The following is a 13,267-nucleotide window of genomic DNA, read 5'->3' as shown; positions in this document are numbered from 1 at the left end:
TCGAACGCCCTACGGAAGGACGGCATCACCCCCATGGCTGACTGGCGAGATCTCGGAGCGAACACCTACGTCCTCGCCACGGAGCCACTGCGGCTCAACGTCGGCCTGGTCGTGGGCGAGGACCGGGCACTCGTCGTGGATACCGGCCAGGGGCCGCGCCAGGGCGCCGAGATCCTCGCCAAGGTGCGTGAGAAGACCGAGCTGCCGCTCGTCGTCGTCAACACGCACGCCCACTACGACCACTACTTCGGCAACGCCGTCTTCGCCGCCGCCGGCGCCGTGGAGTTCTACGCGCACGAGAACGCCGCGGCAGAGATCGCGGAGAACGGCGAGGCGCACCGCCCCGCGGTGGCCGAGTCGGAGCCGGAGATGGCCGCAGGCGAGGGCGAGAACACGCAGATCGTGGTGCCCACGGCGATCGTGCGCGACCAGCCGGTCCTCGTGGACCTGGGCGGGGCCTCGGTCACGCTGTTCTACCTGGGCCGGGGGCACACGGACGGGGACCTCCTCGTCGGGACCCAGTCCACCCTGTTCTCGGGCGACCTCGTGGAGGAGGGCTCCTACCCGGAGTTCGGGGACTCGTACCCGGAGGAGTGGGCAGACGCCCTGCGCCACATCTCCGCCCTCCGGAACCGGTACACGACCCTCGTGCCCGGGCACGGCGGCCTGTGCAGCGATGCCCTGGTGCGCACCATGGCCGATACGATGGCCACGGCGGTCCGCTCGGCGCTGCAGGCCACGCGGGAAACACCGGACGACGCCACCAAGGCGGTTCCGATCCTCCCGTACGGGCCCGAGCAGTCCCGGCTGTTCATCCGGCGCCTCAAGGCCGCCAGCCTGGGCTGACCAGCCCGAGGGGGGCGGCCGGGCCGCCGGACCGAGCCAGCGCCAGACCGCGTCAGACGCAAGGGGCCAGCATGACCGAGACTCAGCCCGACGGAGGGCAGCCGTCCTCGTCCGCGCCCATGACGCGACGCGAGGCACGGCGGCTCCGTGAGGCAGAGGAGGCCCGGCGCGCCGCGCCGCCTCCCGCGCCGTCCGAGTCCTCGGCGCGGGAATCCTCGGTGCCGGCCGAGTCTCCGACGCCCCAGCCGCCGGCCCGCGAGACCGGCGAGCCCAGAGAATCCGGCGAGGCCCGAGAAGCCAGCGACGTCGGTGAGGCCCGCGAGGGCCGCCCGGCGCCGTCGTCCGCACCCCCGGCGAGCACGCAGCCCGTCCCGGCGTCCGCCCCGCCCCCGCCCCGGATGCCCCCGGCACAGCCTCGGGGCGTCGACCAGGCTCCGGAGCCGCCGCCCCGGCCTGCCCGCCGCAGCGCGCCGGTGCCAGCGGACGCCGCGACCGCCGCAGTTCCGGCGGTCCGGCCCGCACCGAGCAGCCCCCCGCAGAGCGAGCCCGCACCCACCAGCCCGGCACCCTCCAGCCCGGCGCGCCCGAGGACCGCGCCCACCAGGACCGCGCCTACCAGGACGGTGCCGACCAGGACGGTGCCGACCAGGACGGTGCCGACCAGGGCGGTGCCGACCAGGCCCCCGGCACCGGCCCGGCTCCCGGCCGAACCGGTGGAATCGCCCGCGGGGTTCATCCGCACCGCTCCCATGCCGCCGTCGGGGGGCCTCCGCGGACTCCTGTACCGGATCAGCGGCGGCGCGATCAACCTGGGGCCCTCCGAGCAGGACCGGCAGGCTGAGCTGCTCGAGAAGCAGATCGGCCGCCGGCTCGAGGGGACCTGGAACACCGCGTTCCTCTCGCTCAAGGGCGGGATCGGCAAGACCTCCACGACGGTCGGGGTGGGGCTCACGCTTGCCGAGCTGCGCCCGGAGCCGCCGTGTGCCATCGATGCCAACCCGGACGCCGGAGACCTCGTGGAGCGCGCGCTGGGGGAGGGCTCCTACGAGTCGGAGCGGCGGCGATCCATCACGGCCCTGCTGCGGGACTTCGAGTCGGTGCAGACCCGGTCGGAGCTGCTGCGCTACCTCCATCAGGCCGGCAGCCTGCACCTGCTGGCCGGCGAGCAGGACCCCGAGCTCTCCGACTCCCTCACCGCCGAGGACTACCGGCGGGTGCACGCTCTCGTGGCGCGGCACTTCGCCGTCACGCTCACGGACTGCGGGACGGGCGTGAGCAGGCCCGCGATGCGCGGCATCCTCGAGGACGCGGACAACATCGTGGTGGTCGCCGGGTACGCGGTCAGCGGCGCCAAGCGCGCCCGGGACACCCTGCGCTGGCTGTCGGCCCACGGCTACGACCGCCTCGCGCAGGGGGCGATCGTGGTCGTGACGGACAAGGACGGGGTCTCGGCGCGCGTGGACAAGGCCGCCATCGAGGCGACGCTCTCGGGGATGTGCCGCGCCCTCGTGACGGTCCCGCATGACCGCTCGATGGCCGACGGCGACCTCGTGGCCCTCGACCAGCTCCGCCCCGCGACCCGCCAGGCCTACCGCGAGATCGCCGCGGCGATCGTCTCCGGCTACCAGCGGTAGCGGGCGCCCACCGCGCCCCGGGCGTGTGCCGCCGGCGGTGGCCCGGCGGGACCTAGAGTGGGGGAGTGGTTCGAGAAGGCAACGATCAGTTCTCCCTGCTGTCCATCGCGGTGCCGGCCTTCGGCCCCTCGGTGCTCTTCTCCCTCGGCGAGGGCGCCGTGCTGCCCGTCGTGGCGCTCTCGGCACGGGACCTCGGCGGGTCCGTGGCCGTCGCCGCGCTCACCGTCACGCTGATCGGCCTCGGCTCGCTCGTCTTCAACCTGCCCGCATCCCTCCTGACGATCCGCTTCGGCGAACGCTGGGCGATCATCGGCGCCCAGGCCACCGGGGCCGTGGCCCTCGTGGTCGCGGCGCTCTCGCGCGAGCTGTGGCAGTTCATGCCCGCGCTCCTCGCACTGGGCATGGCCTCGAGCGTGACGAACCTCGCGCGGCAGAAGTACCTCACGGAGGCGGTGCCGCCCGGATTCCGTGCCCGCGCCCTCTCGACCCTCGGCGGCACGCTGCGCGTGGGCCTCTTCCTCGGGCCCTTCCTCGGCGCCGCCGCGATGCAGGTATGGGGCCTGCGCGGGGCGTACTGGGTGGGCGCCGCCGTGTACACGGGGGCCGCGGTCGTGGCCTGGTTCATGCCGGACCTCGAGGACGACGCCGCCGGGCCGGGCCGCGCCGTGCAGCCGCGCCTCGGGCGCATCGCGGCGACCCACTGGGAGGTCCTGGCCACGGTGGGACTGGGCGTGCTGTTCGTCTCCGCCGTCCGCCAGTCGCGCCAGGCCGTGATCCCGCTCTGGGCGGAGCACCTGGGCATGGACGCCCCGACGGCCTCGCTCGTCTACGGCATCGCCGGCGGGGTGGACCTGCTGCTCTTCTACCCGGGCGGCCGCCTCATGGACCTGCGCGGGCGGCTGGCCGTGGCGCTGCCCTCCATGCTCATCATGGGCGCGGCGCTCGTCGCGATGCCCCTGAGCACCTCCTTCTGGCCGTTCCTGCTGGTCTCCTGCCTCCTCGGTCTCGGGAACGGCATCGGCTCTGGCATGATCATGACCCTCGGGGCCGACTTCTCGCCCGCGCACGGCCGGGCCCAGTTCCTCGGGCTGTGGCGCCTCATGGCGGACTCCGGCAGCACGCTGGGCCCGGTGCTCCTCTCGGCCGTGACGGCGGCGGCGAGCCTGGGGATCGGGGTGGCGGCCGCGGGGGCGCTGGGGCTCGCGGCGGCCGGGGTCCTCGCGTGGAGCATCCCGCGCGCGCAGCGCAGTCCCGCGCAGGGCTCGTAGGGCGGCCGGGCGAGGCTGTCGGTCAGGGTCCGGTGGCGCGCCGGGTCAGCGCCGCTGGACGGCGCTCGCGAGGAGCCAGGAGGCGGCACTCGCGACGAGGTAGCCGCTGATGACGATGAAGGCGCACCCCGCCCAGAAGTAGTTCGTGGTGCTGACCTCGCTGCCCAGGCCCGGCGCGATGCGGACGAGGGCCACGACCGCCACCGCCGCGGCGACGAGGCCGATCAGCGTCGGCAGCGCCACCCACAGCCGCCAGGACGCCGGGTGGCTGCCGAACCCCTCCCACGTGTTCCAGCTGCCGCCCCGGCGCAGGAGGAGCCACGCCGCGGGAGACATCACGGCGGCCACCACGAGGAACGCCGCCACCACGTCCGCCGGCCGGTGCCACTGGTTCACGAGCGTTGCGATCCCCGTGCCCACGGCATACGTCCCGCCGGCGAACGCGACCAGGGGGCGCCAGCGCGGGGAGGCCACCAGGAACACGGCGGCCGCCGCCGAGGCCGCGAGCGTCGTGTGGCCGGAGGGCAGGGAGTTCCCGGCGAAGGTCTCGATGCCCCGGTACGGGCGGGTGAGGACGTCGTTCTTGAGGACCTGCGTGGCGAGGTTGGCTCCCCCCGCGGCGGCGAGGGCTATGAGCGAGGCGGCCCATCGGCGTCGTACGAGGGCGGCGTATCCGAGGCCTATGGCGCCGAGCCCCACCGAGATGAGCGGGAGGTAGTCCAGGAAGCGCAGGGACGCCTTGCTGGCGGCGCCGTAGAGCTGGGTGGCCTCCACCAGCGCCGACTCGTCGATGTACTGGCCGGTGGTGGTCCGCACGAAGAACAGGTACGTGCCCAGCAGGGCCGCGACCGCGGCGAGCGAGGCGAGCATGAGCGGGGCCAGCCGCGGCCGGCCCAGGGCCAGGTCGGGGTCCTCTGCGGGGGCGCCGGGGGGCGCTGCCTGCGTCATCTCGGGGGCTCGGATCGGGGCGGGCATGACACCCAGCGTCCCATACCCGGCTGGGGGCGGGCCAAAACTTCCAGGGGCGCTCGCGAGGGGCGGCCGAGGCCCGCACTCCACGCGCGATGCTGCTCATGCTTGGAGTCCCAGCGGGCGTCCTGCGGCGTGCCGTGCGCGTGTCGCGGAGGGGCCGCGGTGACGGTGAGCAGAATCGCCCGGCGGCTGGGCCCGGCGTGCTCCCAGCGGTCTCGGCTACCCTCGGGAGGCGTGATCAAGGACTGGTGGCAGGCGTTCCTGGACGGCTTCGTGGGCGGGTTCGCCCGCACCCAGCCCCTCGCCGTGCCGGCGTCGGAGCTGGCCCTGCTGCTCGCCGCCGCGGCCGCCCTGTGCGTCGTGCCGTTCCTGTGGCGGTTCTTCGGACGGTTCGTCACGATCGTGCACGAGCTCGGGCACGCCTTCGCCGGGCTCGCCACCGGCATGCGCGTCACCGGCATCACGCTGCGCATGGACCAGGGCGGCACCACGCACGGGGTGGGCCGGGGGAGGGCCGTGTGGTTCGGCTTCTGGGGCTACCCCTCCCCGGCGGTGGTCGGGGCAGCGCTCGTCTGGGCCTCCGCCGCCGGGTTCGGCCGCGCCGCGCTCTCCCTGGCCGTGGTGCTGCTCGCGCTCGTGTTCCTCTTCATCCGCAACCTCCAGGGCGTGCTCATCCTCCTCGGGGCGATCCTCGCCGTTGCCGTGATCGTGGTGGCCGTCCCGCCTGACACCCAGGTCCACATCACCCTCGCGGTGGGCCTCGCCCTCGTGCTCGGCGCCGCCCGCGACTGGTGGAACGTGGTCACCGTCCACACGACCCGCCGGCGCGAGCTCGCCAGCTCCGACGCCTACATCCTCTCCCGCAAGACCGGCGTGCCCTCGGCCGTGTGGCTCGCCTCGTTCGCCGCGGTGATCGTGCTCGCCGGCCTCGCCTCGTGGGTCCTGCTCGACGGGGCCGTGCGTACAGTGGGCACGTGATCACTGCCCCGCGCCCCGCCCTGCCGGACCTCGCCGAGCTCGAGGCGGGTGCCGCCGTCGTGCGCCTGCCGATGCGGGTCAAGTTCCGCGGCGTGACCGAGCGGGAGGCGCTCCTGGTCCGCGGGCCGGCCGGATGGGGCGAGTTCTCGCCGTTCCTCGAGTACGACGACGCTGAGGCCTCCCGCTGGCTCGCCTCCGGCCTCGAGGCAGCCTGGGAGGGCTTCCCCGAGCCGGTGCGCGACCGGGTGCCGGTCAACGCCACGGTGCCCGCGGTTCCCGCCGGCCAGGTGCCCGAGGTGCTCGCGGCGTTCGGGCCGGTGCAGGCGGTCAAGGTCAAGGTCGCCGAGCGCGGGCAGGCGCTCGCCGACGACATCGCCCGGGTCGCCGCAGTGCGCCGTGCGCTGCCCGAGGCGGACCTGCGCGTCGACGCGAACGCGGGCTGGACCGTGCCGGAGGCCGTCGAGGCGCTCGTGCGGCTCGGCGAGTTCAGCCTCGAGTACGCCGAGCAGCCCGTGCCGGGGATCAACGGCCTCGCCGAGGTGCGGGCCCTCCTGGAGGCGCGCGGCACGCCCGTGCGGATCGCCGCAGACGAGGCCGTGCGCAAGGCCGAGGACCCCCTGCGCGTGGCCCGCGCCCGCGCCGCGGACCTCATCATCGTCAAGGCCGCGCCGCTCGGGGGCGTGCGCCGGGCCTTGGAGATCGTGCGCGAGGCGGGGCTGCCCGCGGTGGTCAGCTCGGCCCTGGACACCTCCGTGGGGCTCGCGGCCGGTGTGGCGCTCGCGGCCGCGCTGCCGTCCCTGCCGTACGCGTGCGGGCTCGGCACCGGGGCGCTCCTCGCGCACGACGTCGTGTCCCCGGCCCTCGTGCCGGACGGCGGCTTCCTGCCCGCTGACCGCCTCGCCGAGCGTGCTGTGCCGGACCCCGAGCTGCTCGAGCGGTACGCCGCCCCCCGGGAGCGCCGGCAGTGGTGGCTCGACCGTCTCCGCCGGTGCTATGCACACCTGGCCGCCGGGCACTAGGGCTGGGTCACGTCTCGACCGACGCGGGGTCACCTCTCAACGCACCCGGGGTCACTTCTCGACCGACGCGGGGTCATCTCTCGAGGGATCCGGGGTCACTTCTCGGTCGACGCGGGGTCAGGTCTATGGAAGGTGACCCCGGGTACGGGTGAAGGTGACCCCGGGTGCGGGTGAAGGTGACCCCGGGTGCGGGTGAAGGTGACCCCGGGTGCGGGTGAAGGTGACCTCGGGTCGTCGCGCCGCGCCCCTCGGTGGTCCAGGTCCTCCCGGCGGTCCACGCCAGGTAGCCCGGTGGCCCCGCGCGGCCAAAACCCTACGATGGGGATGTGAGTCCCCTCAGTTCCCTCGACGCCGCCCGCGAGGCAGTCTCGGCGCTGCTCGCGGGCGGCGTCCGCTGCGTCGTCGTCTGCCCCGGCTCCCGGAGCGCACCGCTCGCGTACGCGCTCGCCGAGGCCGAGGGGCGAGGGCACCTCGAGCTCGTGGTCCGGATCGACGAGCGGGCGGGCGGCTTCACGGCGCTCGGCGCCGCCCTCTCCTCGGGGCGGCCGACGGCGGTCGTCACCACGAGCGGCTCGGCCGTGGGCAACCTCGTGCCCGCCGTCATGGAGGCGAACCATGCCGAGGTCCCGCTGATCGTCCTCTCGGCGGACCGACCCGAGGAGCTGCACGGGACCGGGGCCAACCAGACCACAGAGCAGTTCGACCTGTTCGGCGAGCACGTCCGGTTCGCCGCCACGGTGGAGGCGGGGGCCTCGCCGTCGTCCCCGGTCCGGACCGCGCTCTCCGCGGCGACCGGCGCGCTCGAGGGGGTGCCCGCCGGCCCCGTGCAGCTGAACCTGTGCTTCCGCGAGCCGCTCGTGCCGGAGGACGGCTGGGAGCCGCCGCACGGCGGATGGGACGCCCCGCCGGTGCAGCCGTACGCGTACCGCAGGCCGCCGGTCGCGGCGCTCGGCGGCCTGCCGCCGCGGCGCACGGTGGTCCTCGCCGGGCACGGCGCCGGCCCGCTCGCCGAGGCCTTCGCGGCCGCCCACGGCCTGCCCCTGCTGGCGGAGCCGACGTCCAACGCCCGCTTCGGCGGCCATGCCGTGGGCCCCTACCGCCTCCTGCTCGAGGGCCATCCGGGCGCGCTCATCGAGCGCGTGGTGCTGTTCGGGCGCCCCACGCTCTCCCGGCCGGTGACGGCACTCCTCGCGCGCGAGGGCGTCCAGACCGCGCTCTACCACGCCCGCCCCGCCGCATGGTTCCGCGAGGGGCGGCGCCCCGAGCGGCTCATCGACGACCTCGACGTGCTCTCCGGCTTCGCCGGCCGCGGCGCCGAGGGCTGGCTCGACGCGTGGCTGCTCGCGGGCGCCGCCGCGCAGGAGGCCGTGGACCGGATCATCGCCGGCCCGGGCGCCGTGCTCACCGGCCCGCGCCTCGCCCAGCTCGTCTGGGAGACCTCGCACGGCCAGCTCATGCTCGGATCCTCCAATGGGATCAGGGACGTTGACCTCGCCGCGTCCCCGCCCACCCAGCCGCTGGCCCGCGTGTTCGCCAACCGCGGGCTCGCCGGTATCGACGGAGCCATCTCGACGGCGACGGGCCTGTGGCTCGGCAGGCGCACCGCGACCACGCTCTTCCTCGGCGACCTCACGCTCCTGCACGACGCGGGCGGCCTGCTCATCGGCGACGGGGAAGCGGAACCGGACCTGCGCGCCGTCGTGCTCAACGACGCCGGCGGCGCCATCTTCGGCGTCCTCGAGCACGGCCGCGTGGGCGGCGACCCGGACGCCCGCCCGGGCGCCGCGGCCGCCGTCGAGCGGCTCTTCGGCACGCCGCACCACGCCGACCTCCGCGCCCTCGCGGCCGCGTACGGAGTGCGGCACACCCTCGTGCGCACGAGCGCGGAGGCCGCCGCAGCGCTCTCGGGTCCCCGGCGGGCCGGGCGCGAGATCATCGAGGCGCGCCTCGACCGGGCCGGGCTGCGGGGGCTGCACGCGAGGATCCGGGCCGCCGTCGAGGATGCGGTGGGCGTCCGTTCGTGACCTTGGGCACGCGCGTCTGGGATTCCGGAAACGACCCTGCGCTGCGGGCTTGCGCCCAGGGGCGGAAATATTGTCCAATGATGAACATTAGTTGTCTGTGATGCACATCTCACCGACCCTCCCACAGGGGTAGGATGGGACGTCGCTTAGCACTCTCGACACGTACCTGAAAAGTAAAGGTAGAGATATGACTTTCTCCGCGAAGCTCGCGGCCAAGGGCGCAGCCGTGCTCGCCGTCGGTGCCCTTGCCCTCACGGCCTGCACCAACGCCTCCGAGACCGGCGGCGGGGCGAGCAAGCCCTCGGGCTCGGCGTCGGCGTCGTTCGACCCGAGCACGGTGACCAAGGACGACTCCCTCGCCTCGCAGGTCCCGGCCGCGCTCAAGTCGAAGGGCACGCTCGTGGTCGGCTCCGACACCTCGTACGCCCCGGCTGAGTTCCTCGGCGGCTCGGACAACCACACGCCGATGGGCTACGACGTGGACCTCGCCAAGGCCATCGGCGCCACTCTGGGCCTCAAGACCGATGTGCAGACCGCGGACTTCACCGGCATCCTCCCGGCCCTCGGCCCCAAGTACGACCTCGGCATCAGCTCCTTCACGATCAACAAGGAGCGCCTCGCCGCCGTCAACTTCGTGAGCTACTTCAACGCCGGCACCGCCTGGGCCGTCCAGAAGGGCAACCCGAAGAAGTTCTCCCTCGATGACGTGTGCGGCAAGACCATCGGCGTCCAGACCGGAACCGTGCAGGAGGACCCGGACCTCAAGGACCGCAACGCCAAGTGCACCGCGGCGGGCAAGCCGGCGATCAACATCGTCTCGCTCAAGGCCCAGACGGACCTCAACACCCGCCTCGTCAACGGCAGCATCGACGCCATGGCGGCCGACTCGCCGATCATCGGCTACGCCGTCCAGCAGACCAAGGGCGCCGTCGAGAAGATCGGCGACACCTACGACTCCGCGCCCCAGGGCATCGCGATCGCCAAGAGCGACACGGCGCTCGCCGACCTGGTCCAGAAGGTCATGACCAAGCTCATCGCCGACGGCACCTACAAGAAGATCCTCGACACGTGGAACAACTCCGAGGGCGCGGTCACCAAGTCTGAAGTCAACCCGACTCCCTCCTCGTGATTGACATGACCACGCATCGGACTGAGACAGTCCAGACGTCCAAGGGCGGCGCACCGGAGCTCATCAAGGCGGTCCCGGTGCGCCACCCCTGGCGGTGGGTGGGGGCCGCCGTCATCCTCGTGATCGTGCTCCTCGCCGTCCAGAGCCTGGCGACGAACGAGAACTTCCACTGGGACACCTACGTCCTGTACATCCTCGACGTGAACGTGGTCCGGGGCGTCGGGTGGACGCTCCTGCTCACCGTGCTCTCGATGGTCCTGGCGATCGTGCTCGCGGTCCTGCTGGCGTTCATGCGCCAGTCGGACAACCCGATCTTCCGCTGGTCGTCCTGGTTCTGGGTGTGGTTCTTCCGCGGCACCCCGGTGTACACCCAGCTCATCTTCTGGGGCCTCGTCTCGGTGCTGTACCCGAAGATCGCGGTGGGGGTCCCCTTCGGGCCCGAGCTGTTCAGCTTCACCACGCAGGACCTCCTGAACGCCTTCTGGGCCGCAGTGCTCGGCCTGGGCCTGAACGAGTCCGCCTACCTCGCGGAGATCTTCCGCGCGGGCCTGAAGTCCGTGGACCGGGGCCAGAGCGAGGCGGCGGAGGCTCTCGGCATGCGCGGGACCAAGATCATGTGGCGGATCGTGCTGCCGCAGGCCATGCGGGTGATCGTGCCGCCCACCGGCAACGAGACGATCGGCATGCTCAAGACCACCTCGCTGGTCCTGGCCGTCCCGTTCACGCTGGACCTCACCTTCGTCACGAACACCCTGGCCAACCGCACCTACCTGCCGATCCCGCTGCTCATGGTGGCGGCGACGTGGTACCTGCTCGTGACGAGCATCCTCATGGTGGGGCAGCACTACATCGAGAAGTACTACGGCAAGGGCGTGGACAACCTCGTCCCCGCCCCCGTGAACGCAGCGGCGGCCAAGGCCGCGGCGGCAGGGCTGGGGCCGGCGTCGGACACCATGCCCGGCGGCCCGACCGTGGCCGGCAAGGACATCGAGGAGAGCGGACGATGAGCGCAGCAGCTGCCGAGGGCACGCACCGCGTCGCCCCCGGGACCCAGGAGATCGTGCGCGTCGAAGGCGTGCACAAGTACTTCGGCCACCACCACGTGCTCCGCGGGATCGACATGACGGTCAAGCAGGGCGAGGTGGCGGTGCTGATCGGCCCCTCCGGCTCCGGCAAGTCCACGCTCCTGCGCTGCATCAACCACCTCGAGACGATCAGCGCCGGCCGGATCAGGGTCAACGGCGAGCTCATCGGGTACCGCGAGCACGGCGGCAAGCTGCACGAGCTCACGCTCAAGGAGGTCGCCCGCCAGCGCCGCAACATCGGCATGGTGTTCCAGCGGTTCAACCTGTTCGGGCACAAGACCGCCCTGGAGAACGTCATCGAGGCGCCGATCCAGGTCAAGGGCCAGAACAAGGCCACGGCCAAGAAGCGCGCCCTCGAGCTCCTCGACCAGGTCGGGCTCTCCGACCGGGCCGGCCACTACCCGGCCCAGCTCTCCGGCGGCCAGCAGCAGCGCGTGGCTATTGCACGGGCCCTGGCGATGGAGCCGGAGCTCATGCTGTTCGACGAGCCCACCTCGGCCCTGGACCCGGAACTCGTCGGCGACGTCCTGAACGTCATGAAGGACCTGGCGGCCTCGGGCATGACCATGATCGTGGTCACGCACGAGATCGGCTTCGCCCGCGAGGTCGGCGACACCCTGACCTTCATGGACGGCGGCGTCGTGGTCGAGTCCGGCAACCCGCGGGACGTCATCGCCAACCCGCAGCACGAGCGCACCCAGGCCTTCCTCGGGAAGGTCCTCTAGCGCGAGAGACCCCGCAAAGCACGGCCAGAGACCCCGCAACACCATCAGGAGGTTGCGGGGTCTCTGGCGTTCGGTTGCGGGGTCTCTGGCGTTGGGCTGAGGGGCCCCGCATCAGCGCTCGACGCCCAGGGCCTCGAGCATCGGGCGGAACTTGGCCCACGTCTCAGCCAGCTCGGCGGTCGGCTGGGACGCCTCCACGATCCCGCACCCGGCGTACAGGCGCATCGAGGTCGGCGTCTCGATGACCCCGCCCCGCAGGGCGATGCCCCACTCGCCGTTCCCTGCGGCGTCGAGCCAGCCGACCGGCCCCGCGTAGGGCCCGCGGTCCAGCGCCTCGAGCTCGCGGATGAGCGCGCCGGCGATCGAGGTCGGGGTGCCGCAGACCGCGGCGGTCGGGTGCAGCGCGTTGACGAGCGCGAGCGAGGTCGGGATGTGCCCCTCGACGTCGACGAGCTCGGCCTTGACGTCTGAGGCGAGGTGGTACACGTTGGGCAGCTCGAGGATGAACGGCTCGTCGTGGGCGTTCATGGCCTCGGAGAAGGGCGCGAGCGCCGTGGTCAGGGACTGGATGGCGATCTCGTGCTCGTGGCGCTGCTTGGGCGAGCCGGCGAGCACGCGCTCCGCGTACTCGAGGCCCTGGCCGTTGGCGTCGCGCCGGTCGATCGTGCCCGCGAGGACCCGCGCCTGCGCGGTGCGCCCCTCGACCTGGATGAGCATCTCCGGGGTGGCGCCCACGAGCCCGTCCACCCCGTACACCCACGTGTCCCGGTAGGACGCCGCGAGCCGGCGCAGCACCTCGTGCCGCTCGATCCCGCTGCCTCGGTGCACCACGATGTCCCGGGCGAGCACGAGCTTCTCGAGGTCGCCGGCCGCGATCCGCTCCACCCCGGCGGCCACGGCGTCCATCCACCGCTGCTCGCCCAGCGATCCGGGGGAGAGGGTGACCGGCCCGCGGCCGGCGCTGTCCGCGCCCGAGTCCGCGCGCGCCGTCGTGCGTCCATCGCCGCCCGCACCGCCGGCGGTGCCGAGGACGCGCACGACGGCGGCCTGCACCCCCGCGTCGGTGGGCTCCGTCCCGTCGCTGGTCACCAGCGTGGCCCAGGCGGCGCCGTCGCGGATGCCGATCACGAGCTCTGGGACCACGAGGCGGGAGAGGAAGTGGGACGTGCGGGAGAAGGCGAAGCTGCCGAACGCGAGCAGGCCGGTGCCCGGGTGGCCCACGCGGTCCACCACCTCGGCCTCGAGCGTGAGCTGCTTCCACCACGCCTCGGCATCGATGAAGCGGTCGGCGCCGGTGGCCGTGAAGCGGGCCGCCTCGCCGAACCCGATCTGGCCCTCGCCGCGGCGGATCCAGCAGTGCACCTCCGCGTCGGTGAGGCCTGCCGCGAGGTCGGTGGCGCCGAGGGCGGCCGGGCCCAGAGTGACCGTGAGGGCGCGCAAGGGGTGCTTCATGATGGGTCAAGCCTACGCGGTCGGCGGCCGCCGTCCCGGCGCGGGCCGCGGGGCCCTGGACGTGGCCGGACCTCTCGGAGCAGACCGCCGGGCCGGGCCGCGGCGCCATGGACGGGGCGCGCGCGCCGCAGCTAT

General features: G+C 73.4%; 12 protein-coding genes. 9 read left to right on the top strand and 3 right to left on the bottom strand.

The features are described 5' to 3' along the window. The first annotated feature begins 33 nt into the window (after positions 1-33). Positions 34-846 carry an MBL fold metallo-hydrolase gene (locus SA2016_RS15750; RefSeq protein WP_066499856.1) on the top strand — a complete coding sequence of 271 codons (813 nt, stop codon included), beginning with the start codon at positions 34-36 and terminating at the stop codon, positions 844-846. An 82-nt stretch (positions 847-928) separates the two neighbouring features. Here the strand turns inward: SA2016_RS15750 and SA2016_RS15745 are convergent, their stop codons facing one another. Beyond that, positions 929-1,582, bottom strand: coding sequence for a hypothetical protein (locus tag SA2016_RS15745; protein WP_141305750.1), 654 nt, complete (start codon positions 1,580-1,582; stop codon positions 929-931). 13 nt (positions 1,583-1,595) lie between these two features. Between SA2016_RS15745 and SA2016_RS15740 the strand changes: the two genes are divergently transcribed. Next, a complete protein-coding gene (locus tag SA2016_RS15740) occupies positions 1,596-2,480 on the top strand; it encodes a MinD/ParA family ATP-binding protein (protein ID WP_066499851.1) in 885 nt (294 codons plus the stop codon). Between the two features lie 65 nt (positions 2,481-2,545). After that, entirely contained in the window at positions 2,546-3,748 is a 1,203-nt protein-coding gene (locus SA2016_RS15735; protein ID WP_066499849.1) for an MFS transporter, read from the top strand. A 45-nt stretch (positions 3,749-3,793) separates the two neighbouring features. Here the strand turns inward: SA2016_RS15735 and SA2016_RS15730 are convergent, their stop codons facing one another. After that, positions 3,794-4,723: a phosphatase PAP2 family protein gene (locus tag SA2016_RS15730; protein WP_229711021.1), complete on the bottom strand. Its 930-nt coding sequence runs from the start codon at positions 4,721-4,723 to the stop codon at positions 3,794-3,796. Positions 4,724-4,954: 231 nt separating this feature from the next. Between SA2016_RS15730 and SA2016_RS15725 the strand changes: the two genes are divergently transcribed. The 6 genes from SA2016_RS15725 to SA2016_RS15700 all read left to right on the top strand — a co-directional run bounded on the left by SA2016_RS15725 (position 4,955) and on the right by SA2016_RS15700 (position 11,680). Next, positions 4,955-5,698: a M50 family metallopeptidase gene (locus SA2016_RS15725; RefSeq protein WP_066499848.1), complete on the top strand. Its 744-nt coding sequence runs from the start codon at positions 4,955-4,957 to the stop codon at positions 5,696-5,698. A gap of 71 nt (positions 5,699-5,769) precedes the next feature. Then, the gene (locus SA2016_RS15720; protein WP_066502684.1) at positions 5,770-6,717 is read left to right on the top strand and encodes an o-succinylbenzoate synthase; all 948 of its coding nucleotides are present in this window, start codon (positions 5,770-5,772) and stop codon (positions 6,715-6,717) included. Between the two features lie 326 nt (positions 6,718-7,043). Next, the gene (gene menD / locus SA2016_RS15715; protein ID WP_066499847.1) at positions 7,044-8,741 is read left to right on the top strand and encodes a 2-succinyl-5-enolpyruvyl-6-hydroxy-3-cyclohexene-1-carboxylic-acid synthase; all 1,698 of its coding nucleotides are present in this window, start codon (positions 7,044-7,046) and stop codon (positions 8,739-8,741) included. Between the two features lie 187 nt (positions 8,742-8,928). After that, positions 8,929-9,870: an ABC transporter substrate-binding protein gene (locus tag SA2016_RS15710; protein ID WP_066499844.1), complete on the top strand. Its 942-nt coding sequence runs from the start codon at positions 8,929-8,931 to the stop codon at positions 9,868-9,870. A gap of 5 nt (positions 9,871-9,875) precedes the next feature. Then, the gene (locus SA2016_RS15705; protein WP_084249582.1) at positions 9,876-10,877 is read left to right on the top strand and encodes an amino acid ABC transporter permease; all 1,002 of its coding nucleotides are present in this window, start codon (positions 9,876-9,878) and stop codon (positions 10,875-10,877) included. Beyond that, positions 10,874-11,680 carry an amino acid ABC transporter ATP-binding protein gene (locus SA2016_RS15700; RefSeq protein ID WP_276508650.1) on the top strand — a complete coding sequence of 269 codons (807 nt, stop codon included), beginning with the start codon at positions 10,874-10,876 and terminating at the stop codon, positions 11,678-11,680. Before SA2016_RS15705 ends, SA2016_RS15700 begins: the two co-directional genes overlap by 4 nt. Before the next feature lie 111 nt (positions 11,681-11,791). Here SA2016_RS15700 and SA2016_RS15695 read toward each other — a convergent pair whose 3' ends face one another. Next, positions 11,792-13,132, bottom strand: a complete 1,341-nt coding sequence (locus SA2016_RS15695; protein ID WP_066499843.1) for an isochorismate synthase — start codon at positions 13,130-13,132, stop codon at positions 11,792-11,794. Between the last annotated feature and the right edge of the window lie 135 nt (positions 13,133-13,267).

The sequence above is a fragment of the Sinomonas atrocyanea genome (assembly GCF_001577305.1).
Taxonomy (GTDB): domain Bacteria; phylum Actinomycetota; class Actinomycetes; order Actinomycetales; family Micrococcaceae; genus Sinomonas; species Sinomonas atrocyanea.
This window is presented reverse-complemented; position numbering and strand designations above follow the sequence as displayed.